The 20,051-nt window shown below is 48.2% G+C and carries 18 protein-coding genes; 15 read left to right on the plus strand and 3 right to left on the minus strand.

Annotated features, from left to right (window positions below):
* Nucleotides 1-282: 282 nt before the first annotated feature.
* Nucleotides 283-3,156 (plus strand): TonB-dependent receptor domain-containing protein, encoded by a 2,874-nt coding sequence (locus V7P87_RS12210; protein ID WP_333797673.1) that lies wholly within the window; start codon nucleotides 283-285, stop codon nucleotides 3,154-3,156.
* 468 nt (nucleotides 3,157-3,624) lie between these two features.
* Here V7P87_RS12210 and V7P87_RS12215 read toward each other — a convergent pair whose 3' ends face one another.
* Nucleotides 3,625-4,002 (minus strand): hypothetical protein, encoded by a 378-nt coding sequence (locus V7P87_RS12215; protein WP_333797674.1) that lies wholly within the window; start codon nucleotides 4,000-4,002, stop codon nucleotides 3,625-3,627.
* Between the two features lie 272 nt (nucleotides 4,003-4,274).
* On the opposite strand from V7P87_RS12215, the gene V7P87_RS12220 reads away from it, so the two are divergent.
* The 12 genes from V7P87_RS12220 (at nucleotide 4,275) to V7P87_RS12275 (ending at nucleotide 16,427) form a co-directional block, all read left to right on the plus strand.
* On the plus strand, nucleotides 4,275-4,643 hold the full coding sequence (locus V7P87_RS12220) for an HvfA family oxazolone/thioamide-modified RiPP metallophore (RefSeq protein ID WP_333797675.1): 369 nt from the start codon (nucleotides 4,275-4,277) through the stop codon (nucleotides 4,641-4,643).
* A gap of 1 nt (nucleotide 4,644) precedes the next feature.
* The gene (locus V7P87_RS12225) at nucleotides 4,645-5,481 is read left to right on the plus strand and encodes an HvfB family MNIO-type RiPP peptide maturase (protein ID WP_333797676.1); all 837 of its coding nucleotides are present in this window, start codon (nucleotides 4,645-4,647) and stop codon (nucleotides 5,479-5,481) included.
* Complete coding sequence (locus V7P87_RS12230) at nucleotides 5,478-6,233, plus strand: HvfC family RiPP maturation protein (protein ID WP_333797677.1); 756 nt, start codon at nucleotides 5,478-5,480, stop codon at nucleotides 6,231-6,233. Before V7P87_RS12225 ends, V7P87_RS12230 begins: the two co-directional genes overlap by 4 nt.
* A 243-nt stretch (nucleotides 6,234-6,476) precedes the next feature.
* Complete coding sequence (gene apt / locus V7P87_RS12235) at nucleotides 6,477-7,052, plus strand: adenine phosphoribosyltransferase (RefSeq protein ID WP_333797678.1); 576 nt, start codon at nucleotides 6,477-6,479, stop codon at nucleotides 7,050-7,052.
* A 56-nt stretch (nucleotides 7,053-7,108) separates the two neighbouring features.
* Nucleotides 7,109-9,634: a DNA polymerase III subunit gamma/tau gene (dnaX, locus tag V7P87_RS12240; protein WP_333797679.1), complete on the plus strand. Its 2,526-nt coding sequence runs from the start codon at nucleotides 7,109-7,111 to the stop codon at nucleotides 9,632-9,634.
* Nucleotides 9,635-9,826: 192 nt separating this feature from the next.
* Nucleotides 9,827-10,153, plus strand: coding sequence for a YbaB/EbfC family nucleoid-associated protein (locus V7P87_RS12245; RefSeq protein WP_260657206.1), 327 nt, complete (start codon nucleotides 9,827-9,829; stop codon nucleotides 10,151-10,153).
* Between the two features lie 33 nt (nucleotides 10,154-10,186).
* Nucleotides 10,187-10,789, plus strand: coding sequence for a recombination mediator RecR (gene recR, locus V7P87_RS12250; protein WP_296299078.1), 603 nt, complete (start codon nucleotides 10,187-10,189; stop codon nucleotides 10,787-10,789).
* Nucleotides 10,790-11,026: 237 nt separating this feature from the next.
* A complete protein-coding gene (htpG, locus tag V7P87_RS12255; RefSeq protein ID WP_333797680.1) occupies nucleotides 11,027-12,952 on the plus strand; it encodes a molecular chaperone HtpG in 1,926 nt (641 codons plus the stop codon).
* Nucleotides 12,953-13,431: 479 nt separating this feature from the next.
* Nucleotides 13,432-14,076, plus strand: coding sequence for an adenylate kinase (gene adk, locus V7P87_RS12260; protein ID WP_333797681.1), 645 nt, complete (start codon nucleotides 13,432-13,434; stop codon nucleotides 14,074-14,076).
* A 143-nt stretch (nucleotides 14,077-14,219) separates the two neighbouring features.
* Nucleotides 14,220-15,224, plus strand: a complete 1,005-nt coding sequence (gene hemH / locus V7P87_RS12265) for a ferrochelatase (protein ID WP_333797682.1) — start codon at nucleotides 14,220-14,222, stop codon at nucleotides 15,222-15,224.
* A 1-nt stretch (nucleotide 15,225) separates the two neighbouring features.
* Nucleotides 15,226-15,603 (plus strand): MAPEG family protein, encoded by a 378-nt coding sequence (locus V7P87_RS12270; RefSeq protein ID WP_260657201.1) that lies wholly within the window; start codon nucleotides 15,226-15,228, stop codon nucleotides 15,601-15,603.
* Between the two features lie 2 nt (nucleotides 15,604-15,605).
* Nucleotides 15,606-16,427 carry an alpha/beta fold hydrolase gene (locus V7P87_RS12275; protein WP_333797683.1) on the plus strand — a complete coding sequence of 274 codons (822 nt, stop codon included), beginning with the start codon at nucleotides 15,606-15,608 and terminating at the stop codon, nucleotides 16,425-16,427.
* Nucleotides 16,428-16,458: 31 nt separating this feature from the next.
* On the opposite strand, the gene V7P87_RS12280 is transcribed toward V7P87_RS12275, so the two are convergent.
* Nucleotides 16,459-16,956 carry an Hsp20 family protein gene (locus V7P87_RS12280; RefSeq protein WP_296299066.1) on the minus strand — a complete coding sequence of 166 codons (498 nt, stop codon included), beginning with the start codon at nucleotides 16,954-16,956 and terminating at the stop codon, nucleotides 16,459-16,461.
* Nucleotides 16,957-17,170: 214 nt separating this feature from the next.
* Complete coding sequence (gene tpx, locus V7P87_RS12285) at nucleotides 17,171-17,779, minus strand: thiol peroxidase (RefSeq protein ID WP_333797684.1); 609 nt, start codon at nucleotides 17,777-17,779, stop codon at nucleotides 17,171-17,173.
* Nucleotides 17,780-17,921: 142 nt separating this feature from the next.
* On the opposite strand from tpx, the gene V7P87_RS12290 reads away from it, so the two are divergent.
* Both V7P87_RS12290 and V7P87_RS12295 read left to right on the plus strand, forming a co-directional pair.
* Nucleotides 17,922-18,953 carry a response regulator gene (locus V7P87_RS12290; protein WP_333797685.1) on the plus strand — a complete coding sequence of 344 codons (1,032 nt, stop codon included), beginning with the start codon at nucleotides 17,922-17,924 and terminating at the stop codon, nucleotides 18,951-18,953.
* A 2-nt stretch (nucleotides 18,954-18,955) separates the two neighbouring features.
* Nucleotides 18,956-19,933, plus strand: a complete 978-nt coding sequence (locus V7P87_RS12295; RefSeq protein WP_333797686.1) for a sensor domain-containing diguanylate cyclase — start codon at nucleotides 18,956-18,958, stop codon at nucleotides 19,931-19,933.
* Nucleotides 19,934-20,051: the final 118 nt, after the last annotated feature.

The raw sequence follows: 20,051 nt of genomic DNA on the forward strand, positions 1-20,051 counted from the left end.
TCTGAAGCATCTGCGCTGCCAACTAAAAAACGCCGCAGCAGGGAGTGGTTGTTTACATTGTTGCTGAAAAAATCAGCAAGTTGTCGTGTCGCTAACATGAAAAGTTCAATTCATCTTCACTTTTTTTGTAGGAATTTATGTAAAAGCGATTGACCCTCGCAAAAAAATCACCTTATCATCGGGCAGTCCACTTCTGGCGGTGTGCCGGAATCGACAGCTGCAGGCTGTGAAAGTGACTTACTACACAACAAAATCACGATAACGTGATCCAGGGAGATAAGAATGTTTAATAATCATAAAACTGCAAAAGCTGTGCGCATTGCCCTCGCATTTGGTGCTGCATCTACCGCTATGTTTTCTGCTTCTAGCGCTGTAGCGGCTGAAGAAGAAGCAAAAAAAGTTGAACGTATTGAAGTTACTGGTTCTCGCCTGAAGAGAACTGATATCGAAACTGCAACGCCTATTACCACCATCACTGGCGAAGACATGAAAGCCATGGGTATCCAGGACGTTGGCCAGTTCATGCAATCAAGCCCAATCATGTCTGGTTCTCCAGCTATGACTACCACCAACAACGGTGGTAACGGTGGTACTTTCGTTGAACTGCGTGGTTTAGGTTCAGCGCGTACACTGGTTCTGATCAACGGTCGCCGTGTAGTAAGCTCAGACTTCCAGGGTATCCCAAGCTCAATGATCGAGCGTATTGAAGTTCTGAAAGACGGTGCTTCTGCTACTTACGGTGCTGACGCTATCGCTGGTGTAGTGAACATCATCACTAAGAAAAATTTTGAAGGCGTTGAAGTAACTGCAATGACGAAAGAATATTTCGACGTTGATACTTCAGGTCAAAACAGCTTTAACATCGTTGCAGGTAAATCTTTCAGCGATGGTAGTTTTCTGGTTGGTTTAGACTACGTTAAAGAAAAACCAATCACTCAAGGTGACGTGAAAAAAGTCGATTTCTTACAGGCTCCGTACTTAATCGACAGCGTGGAAGGTGTAAAAAGCTTCCTGGCAAATGGTCTGATCACTTCAGGCCCTAACGCGAACGCCTTTATCTATGGTTCTGGTTCTACTCCATGTGGTAACTTCACTGTGGCTGGTCGCCCAGGTACCTGGACTAACGGTAAGTGCCCAACAGGTGGTGACGGCAAACCAGCTAATGCTGATATGCGCCGTTATGTAGGTGGTGGTGCGAACAACGACACTTACAACTATGCGCCAATTAACCTGCTGCAAACACCTTACACCAAAGTAAACTTCTTTGTTGAAGGTAACTTCCAGTTAAACGACAGTACCAATATTTACTCTGAAACACGTTTAAACAAACGTGAATCTAACCAGGAACTGGCTGAAACTCCATTTGATACCCAGTTTGACCCAGGTTATGTGTTAGCCAACGGTCGTAACGGTGTATCAAAAGACAACTACTACAACCCGTTTGGTGCTGACGTAAACCGTTCACGTCGTCGTATGGTTGAAGCAGGCCGTACTTTCGAGCAAGACGTAACCCGTTTCCAACAAGTCTTTGGTGTTTCTGGTGAGCACAACCTGATTGAAGGCTGGACTTACGATGTATCGGCAAACTATGCCTACTCGCAAAATGCTGACATCGACCGTGGTCAGCTGTTTGGTCCTAACTTGGGTAATGCTTTAGGCCCATCATTTAAAGACGCAGATGGCAATATTGTTTGTGGTACACCAGGTGCCGTAATTGCCGGTTGTGTGCCATTAAACGTATTCGGTGGCCCAGGCACTATCACTAAAGAAATGTTAGATTACATCTCTGCTCCTCTGTTAGATGCCAGCAACAGCGACCTGCTGCAGGTTACAGCATTCACCGGCGGTGACATGTTTGAACTGCCAGGTGGTATGGTTGTAGGTGGTTTTGGTCTTGAATACCTGAAAGAGACCTTTGAGCAGGAACGTGACTCAGGCAAATTCCTGGGCGTAGTGACAGGTAACAAAGGTAAGGTGTTACAAGCTGGCGAATACGACAACAAATCAATTTTTGCCGAGTTTGAAATTCCGTTATTACCAGAGTCTGATTTTGTTAAACGTATGGACCTGAAACTGGGTGCCCGTCGCGACGATTTCGATCACGTTGGTACGGCTAACACTTACCAGGCTGGTTTAGTATGGGAAGTTATTGACGGTCTGATGTTCCGTACTAACTACGGTACTGTATTCCGTGCTCCAACTTTAGATGACCTGTACGGCCCTGCTGCTGACAGTTTCCCACAAGCAGTTGACCCATGTTCAACTTCTACTTGGGCAACAGCAACTCAAGCAACTCGTGACCGTTGTGCTGCTGCTGGCGTTCCAGCTGGTGGTTCACCAAACCTGGATACCCAACAGCTGGCAAAAGTTGGTGGTAACGCAGATGTGAAACCAGAAGAAGGTGATACTTTCACTGTTGGTGTTGCTTATTCACCAGACTTTATTGAAGGTTTAGGCCTGACTGTTGACTACTGGGAAGTGAACATCGAGGGTTCTATCGATGCAATTTCTGCCGGCGACTCACTGCAAGGTTGTTACGTAGGTGGCATTCAGCGCCTGTGTGCGAACGTTGTTCGTGATAACACTGGTTACATCAGCTACGTGAAAGGTCTGACCCAAAACCTGTTCGAGAAAAACGCTAAAGGTATCGATACTGAAATTTCTTACAGCATGGATACTGCGATAGGTCGTTTTAACTTCAATACTGTGTGGACTCACTTCCTGCAGCGTGAAGATGAACGTTATGACGGCGCAACTTCAACATTCCAGCTGGCAGATCTGTCTGGTCGTTTTGTGGATGACACATCATACGCATCTAACAAAGCTTCTTTCTCAGTATCTTATGACTGGGAAGATTTGAACGTTGTGTACCGTGCAACTTACATCGGCGGTCTGGAATACAATGCTGCTGACTTCCAATGGGGCTTCGACCCAGAAGAAGTAGAAGGTTTAGTTGCTAAAGTTGATAGCATGCTGTACCACGATATCAGCGCTACTTACAACTTCAGCACTAACAGCATTGTTAGCGTAGGTATCGACAACGTAACTAACGAGTTACCTCCGTTCATCGAAAACGGCTTTAACGGTAACACAGACGAATCTACTTACCGTCTGTTTGGTCGCGGTTACTTCGTGAAGTTCACTCAGAAGTTCTAATCGTCTTTACCAGCCAGCGCTCAGGCGCTGGCATCTATAGACAAAAAACCGGTCATAAAAATGACTGGTTTTTTTTATTGTCAATTTAAAACCACCTCCTATGGAGGTGGTGATCGGCTCTGGGGCTATGCCTAAAGAAAGCCCATGCTAGATACTGCGACCAGTTTGTAACCAACAAATAATGGCAAGAGCAAATATGGATCCGTATTATACGTCTTTGCAGTGGCACACTGGCAGCGCGGCTATCAGTGGGTGCGATCGAAGAGTTGCAAATGATGTTGGATATGGAGTCAAGCTAAACCAGCCCCCTTCCAGGGACCTTTTGCAAAGCCACCTCCTATCGAGGTGGTTTTTTACTATGTCATCTGAGTATTCAATAATAGCTCTTGGTTCGTGCGCAGAGAGGGCGACCTGATTGCACATCTAACCTGAGGATCAGGCCGTTGGTTATTATTTAAAGTGGTTTATCTAGCTGTGATGAACTAACTTGTTTTCTTTATAACGCTGTTCACAGTGCGCGCAGCGCTGACGCGCCGGATCCTGCTGTAATAAATCCCGTTCAATTCTGCTGTCGCAGTCACAACATAAACCATAAAGTCCCATATCCATCTGACTCAGCGCAGCCTGAATCGCTTCCAGCCGGCGGGTTTTGACTTCCAGCTCAGGGGTCAGCCATTGATTCAATAACTCAGGCCAGTGGCTTAGTGGATGACTTTCGAGTTTCAGCAACAGGTCGCTGTATTCGGCTTGTTGCCCTTGTTGCAGATACTGGTAAATAGCAGCACGTTGTTGCTGAATTTCTTCCAGTAACTGGGCTCTGAGCACGGGAGTCAAAGACTGTGACATAACAAACCTCGGTGAATGGGGAGTCATAATGGTGTGATTGTGTCGTGTGCAGCGAAGTACTGCTCTGATGCAGATCAAAACTTACTGAAAAAGCGCCGCTATTATGCTAATGCTGTAGTGCTACAGCGGCTAAATAACAGAAATGTTGTCTGACGCTGAAATTTTTCAGCGCAGTGCGGGGTCTTTATCAGGGGAGCTGCTGAGCCTGAGGCCCGGCAGTGATATACAGTGTTATTATCCGGTGTTATCGACAAATCATAAGGAATTCCAACATGAATATGCTTCATAAAAAAGTTGTTTCTGCGGTAGGTGTTTTAGTTTTAGGCTCAATCAGTACAGCTGCCAGCGCCAATACTTTCCAGGCTACTGAGCTCGCTGCAGGTTATCAGTTATCGGCAGCCGAAGCTTCTTGCGGTGCCGACAAGGTCAAAACTGACGGTAAGAGTAAAGAAGCTAAATGTGGTGCCGACAAAGCGGACAAAGCTAAAGAAGGCAAATGTGGTGAAGGAAAGTGTGGCGAAGGTAAATGCGGTGCTGAAAAAATGGCCGACAAAGCCGCTGATAAAGCTACCGACAAAACCAAAGAAGGTAAATGCGGTGAAGGCAAGTGTGGCGAAGGTAAATGTGGTGGAATGAACTAACATGACGCTGGTATCTGGTGTGGGCCTTGGCTTGCGACGTGAAATGCTGGCGTCTGTCAGTCATGAAAAATCTGCAGTGATTGATTTTTTTGAAGTTGCACCAGAGAACTGGTTACCTTTTGGCGGGGCGCTTGGGCGGCAGTTTCGCGCCTTGACTGAAAGATATACGTTTGCTTGTCATGGTTTGAGTTTATCGCTTGGCAGTCCGGATCCGCTGGATCTGGATTTTGTCAAAGCGCTAAAACAATTTTTGCGACAACACCAAATCAAGCTTTACAGCGAACATTTAAGTTATTGTTCCGCCGGTGGGCATTTATATGACTTAATGCCCATTCCTTTTACCCAGGCCGCCGCCAGATACACTGCAGAGCGTATTTTGCAGGTACAGGATATGCTTGGTCAGCAGTTGGTGGTAGAGAACGTGTCCTACTACGCGGCGCCAGGACAGGAAATGTCCGAGCTGGACTTTACGCTGGAAGTGCTGAAACAAGCCGATTGTGGCTTGTTACTGGACGTCAATAATGTGTATGTGAATAGCATCAATCATGGGTATAACGCCCAGGATTTTATTGCGGCTTTGCCTTCCGAACGTATTGTTTATGGTCATATTGCCGGTCATTACACTGAGCATCAATCTTTATTAATAGACACTCACGGCACTGCGGTTTGTGACCCGGTCTGGCAATTGCTGCAACAGGCTTATGCTTGTCATGGGGTATTTGCCACTGTGCTGGAACGTGACTTTAATCTGCCGCCGATGCCGGAGTTAGAGGCAGAGCTTTGGCACATTAAGGCCTGCCAACAAAGGTCAGCGCAATGCGCAGGGGCAGGGCGATGACAAAAAGCAGCCTTGATTTTCAGGCCGTGCAACAGCAGTTTGCCGCCGCCATTCGTGACCCAGCCAACGCGGCGCCTGCGACTGTAAACGCTGAACGTATGGCGGTGTATCAGCAGCTGTTCTTTAATAATGTGCAAAATTTTGTCAACAGTGCTTTTCCGGTATTACATTCGTTATATCCGGCGTCGCTGTGGCAACAAAAATTAAGGCAGTTTTTTGCGCAAAGCTCACTCTCAAGTCCTTATTTTCTGGATATTGCCGCAGGTTTTTTTCAGTGGTTCAGCAGCAAGGGGCTGAGCGCTGAGGATCCGGCCTTTGCCATTGAGCTGGCACATTATGAATGGCTGGAGCTTTATCTGGCGACCACGACCAGCGAAGCACAAACACCGCGCCTTGAGACATTGCACAGCACTCAGCCATTGCAGTTTTCAGAACTAGCATTACTCCTTTGTTATCAATATCCGGTGATGCAAATCAGTCGCGACTTTCAGCCTACTGTTGCCGACGGCCCATATTATTTGCTGATGTACCGCAACGACACCGATGAAATTAAGTTTGTCAGTCTGAATGAACTCAGTGCCACTACGATGCAAATTCTCGCCACCACACCAGGCTTATCACTGGATGAGGTACTTGCACAATTAAAGCTATTCATCCCTGCTGCAGATCCTGAAGTGTTGCAGGCTGGCGCCGCTGAATTATTCAGCAAATTTGCACGAAAAGGCGTGATCCGAGCTTTCCAAGCGGGCTAAAATTCATTACCATGTCGGCCTTTCTTTTAGCCCTTTAGCAGTGGGAAAACACGATGGCAGACGAGAATTTTAAAGAGTCTTTTGGTGTGGCTCAATTTTTAGGTTTTATCGCGGTGTTTGTGGGCCTGCTGTGTCTGGTACCCATTTTACGCTGGCTGCAAATTCTCGGTTAAGTGAACCCTGAGTCAGCAAAACCGCCGTTTGGCGGTTTTTTTGTCAGTACAACTTTTGACCTGATAACGATTGAATAATGAGAGTGATGGTTTAATGAATAACCCTACAGAATTTACCCGGATGCTGGAACAAGTGATTAAATCAGTGCCGGATTATCCAAAACCTGGCATTTTATTCCGTGATGTCACCAGTCTGATGCAGAACCCGCAGGCTTTTGCCGCAGTGATTGATAACTTTAAACAACATTACGCCAACCAGGGTTTTACCAAAATCATTGGCACAGAGTCCCGTGGTTTTATTTTTGGTGCACCGCTGGCTTATGCGCTGGGTGTTGCTTTTGTGCCGGTACGTAAACCTGGTAAATTGCCCCGTGAGCGTATTGCCCAGAGCTATCAGCTGGAATACGGCGAAGACACACTGGAAATTCATACCGACGCCATAGTACCTGGTGATAAAGTATTGTTAGTTGACGATTTATTGGCAACTGGTGGTACTATTGATGCTACAACCCAGTTAGTACGCCGTTTAGGTGGTGAAGTGGCGGATGCGGCTTTTGTCGTGAATCTGCCCGACCTTGGCGGTGACAAACGTCTGGCGGCATTACAATTAAAGGTATACGCCCTGATTGATTTTGCCGGTCATTAAGTGATGTGGTGGCGCTTATTGCGCCACCCCGGCATTCAGGCATAAAAGGAAGGCAGATGAGTTATCAGGTGTTAGCGCGCAAATGGCGGCCACAAAATTTTGCCCAGCTGGTCGGGCAGGATCATGTTAAAGCTGCCTTGATCAACGCGCTCACCCAAAATCGTCTGCACCACGCTTATCTGTTTACCGGCACCCGGGGTGTTGGTAAAACCACCATAGCCCGTATTTTTGCCAAAAGCTTAAACTGCGAAAAAGGAGTCACTGCCACTCCTTGTGGTGTCTGTAGTGCCTGTGTCGAAATTGATAAAGGCTATTTTGTTGATTTACTGGAAATTGACGCCGCATCCCGCACTAAAGTGGAAGACACCCGCGATTTACTCGACAATGTGCAATATGCGCCCAGCCGTGGCCGTTATAAGGTTTATCTGATCGACGAAGTGCATATGCTGTCTAAACACAGTTTTAATGCACTGCTTAAAACGCTGGAAGAACCACCACCTCATGTAAAGTTTTTACTGGCGACCACAGATCCACAAAAACTGCCGATTACGGTGTTATCACGTTGTTTGCAGTTCAGTTTAAAAGCCTTAAGCCAAAGCCAGATCAAACAACATTTAGCCTATATCCTGGGGCAAGAACATATTCAGGCCGAAGACGAAGCACTGGCCTTGCTGGCGCGCGCAGCCAAAGGCAGTTTGCGCGACTCACTGAGTTTAACTGATCAGGCGATAGCCCAGACCAATGGCCAGATAGCGCTGGGGCCGGTGCGGGAAATGCTGGGTTTACTGGAACAATCCTGGGCCGAGCTGTTGCTGCAGGACGTATTAAACCGCGACCTTGCCGCGATGCAACAACATTTGCTGCAATTAATAGCCCAGCACAGCCAATACCAATCGGTGCTGGATGATATGCTGGCGCTGCTGCATCTGGCGGCTTTGTGTCAGTTCCAGCTCAATGCTGCCGAACTGGCGCTGACCGAATCGGCTTTTGTCCGTGCCGTGGCCAAAACCCATTCAGCGGAAATGATCCAGCTGCATTACCAGTTGCTGTTAAGTGGCAAAAAAGATTTAGCTTATGCGCCGGATCAGCGTATTGGCCTCGAAATGGCGTTGCTGCGTGCTATTGCTTTTGTGCCGGCCAGTGGCAACGAGCCGGTACAGGACTCAGCCCACAGTGCCAGAGCGGCAGCGCTAAGTGCAGCCGGTATTCCGGCGCAGACAGCGCAGGTGCAAACACAACAACAAGCTGCGTTAGGCCAGGCGGCTGATCATACAAACGCTCAGCAACAAAGCCAGAATACAGAGGCCGAAACTGCTCTGGGTGATGCCGCTGCGCAGGCAGTTGCCGTTGCTGCAGAAAATATTTCTGCACAGCATCTTGGTGCAGACCAACCGGGAGCATCAGCAGCAACTCAAGCCATAGCAGCACCAGCGGTCGATCCTGTAACTGCCAGCATTCTGGCAAGGCGTGGACTTTCAGCAGCATTACCAGGAGCCGATGACGGAAAAAAGTCTGAGCGCCAGCCGGCGCCGGTTGTTCAGCAGTTCGCAGCTAGCCGAGTCACAACACCTGCTGCAGCAGCGCAAGTTCAGCCGCAAAGGCCAACAGCACAGCCACAACCTGCCGCCGCTGCAACCTCAACCCCAACCCGAGAAGTTCAGCCTGTCACGACAACATCATGGGGGGGCGCTGCAGTCTCTGAACCAGCCCTCACGCCAGTGCCTGGCGCTGCTATCAGCGATACCGGTACTCTTCCCGCTACTGCTATTCAGGTAGCGCCCGCTGAGCCTTTCGCCACTGAACCTTTAGTTACTGAGCATACTTTGGCGAGCACCAATCCGGTAGCTGTGGTCGATGAGGACAGTGAAGAAGCCCAAGCGCTGAGTCACCATGCGCCTGCTGCTGCCATGGTCAATACCGATGATTCAGAAGATGAACCCGATCCTGTGGCTGACAGCGCCGGTGGCGACTGGGCCTGGCAACAATATCAGGCCGCCGAAGAAACAGCGGCCGTAGCACAAAGCAGTCAAAACACAGCAGCACCTATTCGCCATGCTCTGCTGGAGAGTTTGCAACCTGTGGCAGAGGACACCGATTTTGCCAGCGAAGCCATAGCTCAGCCGGAATTATCGCCCGAAGCCCTGGGGCAGGTGATGGAGTTTGATGGTGTGATAGGCGCCCATAATTTTGCCGTTCGCACTGCCAGTCAGGTTGACAGCTGGGCGGCCCGCATAGATCAGCTCGCCATCGGCGGCCTGATGCGGTTATTCCTGCTGCACTCAAGTCCAAAATTACAGGACAATCAGTTAGTGTTAACTGTCAGCAATAGTCAGCGACATCTGGACAACGAAAAAAACCGTCAGACGCTGGCCAGAGTATTATCGGCTTCTTATGGCAGCGAACTTTTGGTCAGTGTGGAGTTTGCTGAACAAGTGCCGGATTGTCCGCAGGCCATTCAACAACGCATCGATGACGCCCGCAGGCTCTATGTACAGCAACTGCTGGCGCAAGACCCCTTGGTGCAGGCGATGCAACAACAGTTTGGCGCTGAATTATTGGCAGAGACGCTGAGTGTCAGCTAACCCTGTAAAGCAGATGTGCTGGCAAAGCCAGCGCTTGGCAGGCGCTCTCTTGTATTTTCAGCGTATTCTGATTATCGTGTCGCCACTATAAATAACGCAGGGTGCAGCCCTGCAGTCCACTGCAGTGCCGGTTCGGCGGCTGCGAACAGACAAACAGCCGCACGCGGTCTGAAAACAAAAGAGAGCACAATTATGTTTAAAGGTGGCATGGGTAATATCATGAAACAGGCGCAGGCTATGCAGGAAAAAATGCAGCGCGCCCAGGAAGAAATCGCCCGGATGGAAGTGACAGGTGAAGCAGGTGCCGGCATGGTTAAAGTGACGATGCTTGGCAATCACAACGTGCGCCGAGTCAGCATCGACGACAGTCTGATGCAGGATGACAAAGAAATGCTGGAAGATCTGATTGCCGCAGCCATTAACGATGCAGTGCGCCGGGTTGAAGAAAGCAGCAAAGAAAAAATGGCTGGTGTGGCCGGTGGTATGCAATTACCGCCAGGTTTTAAGATGCCGTTTTAATCTGGTTGCTGGTTAAGTTAAGGACGTTCCGGTATGGCAAAACATACAGCCATGGTGCAGCAACTGATTGATGCACTTCGGGTTTTACCTTCAGTTGGGCCTAAATCGGCCCAGCGTATGGCGTATCAGTTACTGGAACGTAACCGTGAAGGTGGGGTGATGCTGGCCAAAGTACTGGCCAACGCCATGGAAAAAGTCGGTCATTGTCAGCAATGCCGTACTTTTGCCGAAGAGCCACTGTGCCCTATTTGTCAAGACAACAGCCGCAGCCAGAGCGCTTTGCTTTGTGTGGTTGCCAGTGCGGCAGATTTATACGCCATTGAACAAACAGGCCTTTTTTCCGGCCGTTATTTTGTGCTGGGCGGTCAGTTATCGCCGCTTGATGGCATAGGCCCGGCTGAGCTGGGGCTGGACTTGTTGGCAAGCCAATTGGCGCAAGGTGCGATCCAGGAAGTGATCCTAGCCACCAACCCAACCATCGAAGGGGATGCCACCGCTTTTTATATTGCTGAGCTTTGTAAAAAACACCAAATTCAGGTATCCCGTCTGGCCCAGGGCATGCCTGTGGGTGGTGAGCTGGAATATGTTGACGGCAGCACCCTGTCTTATGCCTTAAGTGGCCGCAAACCTTTTTAAGCTTCTGAACATCAAAGCCGTCGCGCTCTGCTGAGGGAAAACCCTGCAAAACGCAGGGCTTCCCCTTGAAAGTTTTTTTCACCTCCCCCATATAGCTGTCAGCCCAACACGTCACTGGCCTTTGACAACTCTGCGCAGTATCCCACTGCATTCGATGCAAAGTGCCAGGTGTTTTTTAATTCGAAGTTCGGATTGTGTGATGCCTTTGGCTATTACACTGTTAAACAGGAGCGGTACATGACTGAAACAACACAAAAACAAACGCATGGCTTTCAGGCTGAAGTGAAGCAACTGCTGCAGTTAATGATCCATTCGTTGTATTCCAATAAAGAAATTTTCCTGCGTGAACTGGTATCCAACGCCTCAGATGCTGCCGACAAGCTGCGCTTTTTAGCCTTATCCGACAGCAGCCTGTATGACAATGACGGTGAGTTAAGAGTCCGGATCAGTCTGGATGATAACGCCAAAACCATCACCATCAGTGATAACGGCATCGGGATGACACGCGATGAAGTGATCAGTCACTTAGGCACCATTGCCAAATCCGGCACCAAAGAGTTTTTCTCACAATTATCCGGTGAAGCCAGCAAAGATTCGCAGCTGATTGGTCAGTTTGGTGTGGGCTTTTATTCAGCCTTTATTGTGGCTGACAAAGTGACAGTACGTACCCGCAAAGCCGGTATGCCAGCTGACAGTGCTGTGGAATGGGAATCTGCCGGTGAAGGTGAATACAGCATCAGTCCTATTGTGAAAGACAGCCGTGGTACTGACATTATTCTGCACCTGCGCGAAGCGGAAACCGAGTTTTTAAGCCCGTGGAAAGTTGAAAGTATTGTCACTAAATACTCAGATCATATCTCTATCCCGGTGCAAATGTGGCAGGAAGGCACCCCAGAGCGTGACGGTGAAGACGGCGAGAAAATTCCGGCCACCGAAGGGTACTGGAAAGCAGTGAACAAAGCCACAGCCCTTTGGATGCGCGACAAATCCGAAGTGTCTGATAACGAATATCAGGAATTTTATAAGCATATTTCACACGACTGGACAGAGCCGCTGAGCTGGAGCCACAACAAAGTGGAAGGCAACAGCAACTACACCAGTTTGTTGTATGTGCCGAAAAAAGCACCTTTTGATTTATGGAACCGTGAAGCCCGGCATGGCCTGAAACTTTATGTGCAGCGTGTATTTATCATGGATGACGCAGAGCAGTTTATGCCAAGTTACCTGCGTTTTATCAAAGGTGTACTGGATTCCAGCGACTTGCCGCTGAACGTGTCTCGTGAAATCTTACAAGACACCAAAGTGACCCAGAGCCTACGCAAAGGTTGCACCAGCCGCGTGCTGAAAATGCTGGAAAAAATGGCCAAAGCGGAAGATCAAACTGAATACCAGACCTTCTGGAATGAGTTTGGTCAGGTGATGAAAGAAGGCCCGGCCGAAGATTTTGCCAATAAAGAAACTATCGCCAAATTATTACGTTTTGCTTCAACGCACGAAGACAGCAGCGAGCAGAAAGTTGGGCTGGAAGCTTATGTCAGCCGGATGAAAGAAGGCCAGGATGAGATTTATTTCCTGGTGGCCGACAGTTATGAAGCGGCCAAACACAGCCCGCATCTGGAAGTACTGCGTAAAAAAGGCATTGAAGTGCTGCTGTTGTCGGATCGTATTGACGAATGGCTGATGCAGCATCTGACAGAATTTGACGGCAAAAAGTTACGTTCAGTGGCCAAAGGCGGGCTGGATCTATCGAAACTGGATGATGAAGAAACCAAAAAGGCCCAGGCCGAAACTGAGCAGCAATTTGCCGCTGTGGTGGCACGTTTTAAAACCGCTCTGGGCGAGCAGGTAAAAGATGTCAAAGTCAGTCACCGTTTGACCGACAGCCCTGCTTGTGTGGTGACCGATGAGTTTGATATGAGTACTCAGATGATCAAACTGATGGAATCAGTGGGTCAGAAAGTGCCTGATGTTAAGCCCATTTTTGAACTGAACCCTGAACATCAGCTGGTGAAACATATTGCTGACGAGCAGGACGAAAGCCGCTTTAAACAGTGGGCTGAAGTGTTGCTCGATCAAGCCTTATTGGCAGAACGTGGCAGCCTGAAAAACCCGGCTGGTTTTGTCGGTCGGTTAAATGCCTTGTTGTTAGATCTGGCAAAATAACCTTTGTTCTGATGCAGCGAAAAAGGATGAGCCCCTGTGCTCATCCTTTTTTTTTGCTCAAGAGGATATTTTCTTTAGGTATAACTAAAGGGGGAGGGGCAGGATTTAATAGTGATTGCATTAAACTCATGATTTTATTAATTATATTTAGCTGATTTATATAAAAACTATTGGTTGTGTTTTAACCGCTATCACAAGTTATTATTTTCCGTTGATTTTTTGTCTGCCAGCTATGCCCCGAATTACCTGCACTTTGGTCTAATAACATCAGGGAAAGCACAGCCAAAACATGAAAAAACAGCTTGTTATGATGAAAAATGCTGTTAAAACTGTGATTGCACAGGTTAAGACCAAAGTTGGCTTGACTTATCTGATGAGCAGCCTTTGGGCGACAAATTTCTTGTCTGATGACGGACATTGTGTAAAGATCCAAAGCTTGTGACTATTGGATCAAACCGCAGCTATTCGAGGTTTTTTGTATGCGTATTATTTTGTTGGGTGCCCCAGGTGCCGGTAAGGGAACTCAGGCACAGTTTCTGATGAATAAGTTTGGCATTCCACAAATTTCGACCGGCGATATGCTGCGTGCTGCCATTAAAGAAGGCACACCTCTGGGTTTAGCGGCAAAACAAGTGATGGACGCTGGCCAACTGGTGTCTGATGACCTGATTATTGGTCTGGTAAAAGAGCGTATTGCTAAAGCCGATTGTGCCAATGGTTTCCTGTTAGACGGTTTCCCTCGTACTATTCCGCAAGCCGACGCGATGAAAGACAATGGTGTTACTGTGGATCACGTGATTGAGTTTGACGTGCCGGACGATGTGATTGTGGAGCGGATGAGTGGCCGCCGTGTACATCCTGCTTCTGGTCGTGTGTACCACATCAGCTATAACCCGCCAAAAACAGCAGGTAAAGATGACGTCACAGGTGAAGATTTAGTGATCCGTGAAGATGATAAAGAAGAAACGGTGCGCAAGCGCCTGGCTATTTATCATGAACAAACTGAACCGCTGGTGGGTTATTACCGTAACCAGGCCGAGCAGGGGCTGACCAAATACCATCATTTAGACGGTACAGCACAGGTAGAAGCAGTCAGTAATCAATTGGCTGCTTTGCTGGCTTAAGCCGGCACTGTGTAAAAAACCCACCTTCAGGTGGGTTTTTTTATCCCTGCAATAACGAAAAGCGCAATGCAATTTTTGTCAGCACTGTCAGTTTGCATAGTGTTAAACTTCGCAACAGTTTGATTTATAGGGATTGCCATTGTATGACATCCAGGCACCTCAGTTTACCTTTGTCTCAATATGCGGTGGTGTTGGTTAATCTGGGTACACCGGATGAGCCAACGGTACCGGCCATTCAGCGTTATTTAAAACAGTTCTTGTCCGACCAAAGGGTGGTCGATTATCCGGCCTGGCTTTGGCAAATCATTTTACGTGGCATTATTTTACCTTTTCGTGGCCGCCGGGTGGCCAAACTGTATCAGTCGATCTGGTGGCCTGAAGGCTCGCCACTTCGGGTGATCACCGAACGTCAGACAGCAGCGCTTTCGTCCCGTTTAATGATGGCGGGCATGCCGGTGCAGGTCAGATATGCCATGACCTACGGTAACCCTTCGATCAGTTCTGTGCTGGACGAGCTGCGTGCACAAGGGGTTGAGCGTTTTGTGGTGTTGCCGCTTTATCCACAATATTCGGCCACCACCACTGCAGCTATCTCCGATCAGCTGGCGCACTATCAGCTGCAACAGCGGGATCTGCCGCAGATCCGGCTGGTGAAAAACTATCATCACGAATTCACTTATCGTCAGGCACTGGCGGGCTCAGTACGGGCCCATTGGCAACAACATGGCCAGGCTGATGCATTGTTATTGTCATTTCATGGTATTCCGGAGCGTTTTGTCAGGCTTGGTGATCCATACGAACGGCATTGCCGAGAAACCGCAGCCAATCTGGCGGCCGATTTAGGCCTGACTACTGAGCAGGTGCTGGTGAGTTTTCAGTCCAGGGTTGGCAAAGAAAAGTGGCTGCAACCTTATACCGATCAGTTACTTGAGCAATTACCAGCCAAAGGTATTAAAAAGTTGCAGGTGTTATGTCCGGCATTTTCGGCTGATTGTCTGGAGACTCTGGAAGAAATTGCGGTAGAAAACTGCGAAGTTTTTCTGCATGCTGGAGGCGAAAGTTATCAGTACATCAAGGCGTTAAATGACTCGCCTTGCCATATTCAGCTGTTTGCGCAGCTGGCATTACAACAATTACAGGGTTGGTAGTATGACTTTATTGATCACACCTTATTATGCCGCGGCACTGGCCGTATTTTATGTGGGTCTGGCGGCGCTGGTGATCCGCCAACGTTTGAAAAACCGTGTTGGTTTAGGCGACGGTCAAAAACCGGCGCTGGTCACAGCCATCCGGGTACATGGCAACTTTGCCGAGTATGTGCCGCTGCTGTTGGTGCTGCTATTGCTGCTGGAAATTCAGCAGGCTCCATTGTGGCAGTTGCATCTGATTGGTGGCCTGACGCTGGCTGGTCGCGTTTTGCATGCCATTGGATTGAATAAAACCCAGGGCACTTCGGCGCCACGCTTTCTTGGCATGGTGTCTACTTTTGTCGCTTTATTGGCATCCGCCGCATTTTTAGTGATCTAATGATGGCCGTGTCACAGGTGTTTCCGGCAGAGCAGCAGCCAAAGCTGAAGGTCACAGGTCAGGGAGCGCCTATACTGCTGCTGCACAGTTCACTCAGTAGCCATAAACAGTGGTTACCGCTCGCAGCATTATTGTCTGAGCAATATAGTCTGTGGTTACCCGACTTACAGGGTTATGGCAGCAACAAAGCTGTTGCTGCTGGCTTGACGCCTGAATGGTCTTTGGCTGCTGAAGCGGACGCTATCATGGCGTTGTTAAGTCCTGAGCAAAAAAACGCCGATCTTATCCTGATAGGCCACTCTTATGGTGGTGCTGTAGCGTTGCATCTGGCGCGCACTCACAAACTGAAGGTTAAAGCCTTGGTGTTATTTGAGCCTGTGGCTTTTCATCTGTTAGCTGGTGAAAGTTCGTCGGAGGCGCAAGCCCTAACGGCAGAAGTTAAATTGCTCTCGCAGCAGATGCCGACACTCGCGGCTTGGGATGCGGCCCGGCTTTTTGTCGATTATTGGCAACAAAAAGATTATTTCCGTTTTTTGCCGGTCAGAATGCAGCAGCAAATGGCTGCCCAGGTATGGAAAGTGCCGCAGGATTTTGCCGCATTGATAGGTGAAGACGCCACTCAGGCCGATTACGCCAGGCTGCAGATGCCGGTGTTGTTAATGCGTGGTGCCGATAGCCGAAGGGCTGCCTTATTGGTGGCTGAGCTGCTGGCACAGAGTTTAACTCAGGTGCAAACCACAACGCTGCCAACAGGCCATATGGGACCGCTGACAGCGCCGGAGTTAGTGAATCAGCAAATTATGGATTTTTTAGCCGGGTTATAACAACACAAAACCCGGCCGTTATTTCTGTTTGTTAGCTACCGCTTGCTACTGTCAGCACCGCAGGCTCTGAATTAGCAGCGGTTTGTTGGTTCAGTAAAGTGGTGGGTTGTGCCTGACCAATAGCAATTTTGCGTGGTTTTAACGCTTCCGGAATTTCCCGCACCAGTTCAATATGCAACAAACCATTGTGCACATTGGCGCCTGTCACGCGGATATAATCCGACAGCTGGAATTTACGTTCAAAGTTGCGCTCGGCAATGCCCTGATGCACAAAACGGCGACCTTCAGTTTTGTCGGCTTTTTGCCCTTTCACCAGCAGGGTGTTGTGTTCGGTTTCCAGTGATAATTCGTGTTGTTCAAAACCCGCCACCGCCATGGTGATGCGGTACTGATCTTCACCGGTAATTTCAATATTGTAGGGTGGATAAGCCGGCTGTTTTTCATTGCGGGCTGCTGCATCCATTAACGATGCCAGGTGATCAAAACCAATAAATGAACGATAAAAAGGAGAAAAATCTAAAGTTGTCATATCCAATTCCTCTTCTGAAGCAAATTAGTTAAATAACTGTTTTACAAGGTGGTATTCGCGTGAATTCCACAGAACAGGACCCTTATCAGGCATCCTGTTTCATAAAATAGGGGCGTTGTTTTTGCTTTCAAGAGGGCGGGGCAAAATTTCTAACACAGGCCAAAGTTGCTTAGAGTTGGCTTAGCGCTGGCTTCAGCCTGTGTTGTTGCCTTCATCAGGTTTTGGTGATTTCTTTGAGTTTATTCAGTGCGGCCTGATAATCCGGTTCCTGTGACAGCAGCGGGACCAGCTGTTGGTACACCAGAGTACCTTTGGCATCGATAATCAGCACGGCCCGGGTCAGAATGCCCATGTCCTTGATTCTTAAACCATAGTTACTGCCAAAGTCGCCCCAGACTGCATCAGATAACACCTGTAGTTTGTCGACTTGTTCTTTTTGGCAAAAACGTTTTTGTGCAAAGGGTAAATCGGTGGAAATAGTGAGTAGCACCACATCTTTAGGCAAGCTCACGACTTGTTCGTTAAATTTTTTCGTCTGAATGGAGCAGACACCGGTGTCGATACTTGGCACTACACTAAGCAGCACGGTTTTCCCTGAAAAATCCCTGAGTTTCACCGCTTTAAATGCTTGATCGGCCACTTTAAAGTCGGGTGCTTGCTGCATTAATTGCACCGGGGTGCCTTGCAGTTCCAATGGTCTGTCGCCGGCTTTGACTTCAGAGAGCCTGACCGGCAAATTGGCCGTTAAATCGGCAGCCAGGGCTGAATTCAGCACCAGCGCAAAACAAACACTGTATTTGAACACAGCAGATAAATTTTTCATCTTTTGTTCCTGTTATCTTTGAAAATAATGTAAATACAATTGCTTATGTCGATGATTTTGAGGAAAAAAGCCTTTGTTTTGATTCGCACAATCAAAGGTTCAGCGCTACACTGGACTTAACAATACGTGAATCAGGTGTCTAATGGTAGCAGCGGTATTAATCTGTGATGATTCAAATCTGGCACGCAAACAAATGGCCCGCAGTCTGCCGGCGCAGTGGCAGGATAAAATTTATTTTGCCGGTCATGGTCAGGAAGCTCTGGAAGTTTTAAAGCGTCAGCCTATCGATTTATTATTCCTTGATTTGAATATGCCGATCCTCGACGGCTACGAAGTGCTGCAGGCTATTGCTGAGCAAAAAATACCGGTCAAAGTCGTGGTGGTATCCGGTGATGTGCAGCCTGAGGCCCGCGAGCGGGTGATGGCTTTTGGTGCTCTGGATTTTATCCGTAAACCTGTGGCGGCCGATAAACTCACCGAAGTGCTGGCGCAGTTTGAAGCCCAGCATACAGCGTCAGACAGTAAAAAAGTGCAGGAAAGAGCCATTGAGCTCAATCAAGCCAGCAAAAGTTTTGTGCTTGACCCTGTACTGCGGGATGTATTTCAGGAGCTGACCAACGTGGCTATGGGCCAGGCCGGTGATCTGCTGGCAAGGCTTCTTAAAGTATTTGTTAAGTTACCCATCCCTAATGTCAATGTCATTGAAGTCAGTGAACTGCATATGGCTATCGCTTCGGTGGAACAAAAAGAAACCACTTCGGCAGTGTGTCAGGGTTTTATCGGGGGCGGGGTGTCGGGTGAAGCTTTGCTTATCCTGAATGATTCCAGTTTTGTTGATATTGCCAAACTGATGAATTACGAAGGCAAACTCAATACCAAAGCCGAACTCGAATTATTAATGGATATTGGCAATATTTTGATAGGAGCTGTACTTAAGGGGCTGGCTGAGCAGATTGATATGTCGTTCAGTCAGGGGCATCCGGTGGTGCTCGGTCAGCATGCGCCGGTTAGTGAGATGATTAAAGCCAATGCCAAACGCTGGAAAAGAACGCTGGCCATTGAAATCAGCTATGGCATCGAAAACTACAATATTAATTGTGATTTGCTGCTGCTGTTTACTGAAGACAGCATTAAAACGCTGAATTACAAAGTCGAATTTTTGTTAGAAGAGTAGTTATGTCACAAATAAACTCTGATGTTGCCGAAGTTCACTGGTTATTAGATATGTTCCAGACCGTTGATGTGGGTCTGGTAGTGCTGACTGCCGATTATAAAATTCAGGTCTGGAATGGTTTTATGGAAAACCACAGTGGTTTAACACCACGCCAGGTGCGCGACAGGTATTTGTTTGATTTGTTTTCTGAAATTGATGAAGACTGGTTAAAACGTAAATGTGATCCGGTGATTTTGCTGAAAAACCGCGCCTTTACTATCTGGGAGCAGCGCCCTTACATTTTTAAGTTTCGCAACTACAGGCCCATCACAGGCTCTGCTGACTATATGTACCAGAACAGCACTATATTCCCAATCACCGATGTGCGTGGTGTAGTGACCCACCTTTGTATGATTATTTACGATGTCACAGACGTGGCAGTCAGCAGGCTTGAGCTGGAGTCGATGAACGGCCAGTTGAAACAGCTGTCAAAAACTGATTTTCTGACTGAGCTTAATAACAGGGGCCATTGGGAAGATGCACTGATGCATGAGTTTAAGCGGCTCAAACGCAGTGGCCATCGCAGCAGTTTACTGATGTGTGACATCGACCACTTTAAAAGAGTCAACGACACCTTTGGTCATGCCGCCGGCGATGCGGTGATCAAGGCGGTGGCGCAGGCGGTGAAAAAAAATCTGCGGGAAACTGACGTGGCAGGGCGTTATGGCGGCGAAGAATTTGCCGTGTTGCTGGTGGATACCACTGAAGATCAAGCGATGTATTTTGCCGAACGGCTGAGAAAAACAGTAGAAAGTCTGGCCATTGAATATAACCAACAAATTCTGAAAGTGACGGTCAGTGTTGGTATTGCTGAATACAACAGCGACATGCTGGAACACCGGCAATGGCTGGAGGCCGCTGACAAAGCGCTTTATACCTCCAAAGCCAATGGCCGTAATCAGGTAACTTTGTGTAGTGCTCAGCCCAAAGTTTCTTCATAAGCCAAAGTGGGCTAAAGCGATAAAAAATTGCAATCTGAGATAAAAAACACCGCAGCAGCGGTGTTTTTTTATTGTCAATTTAAAACCACCTCCTATGGAGGTGGTGATCGGCTCTGGG

Source organism: Rheinheimera sp. (assembly GCF_036782235.1).
Lineage (GTDB): Bacteria > Pseudomonadota > Gammaproteobacteria > Enterobacterales > Alteromonadaceae > Pararheinheimera.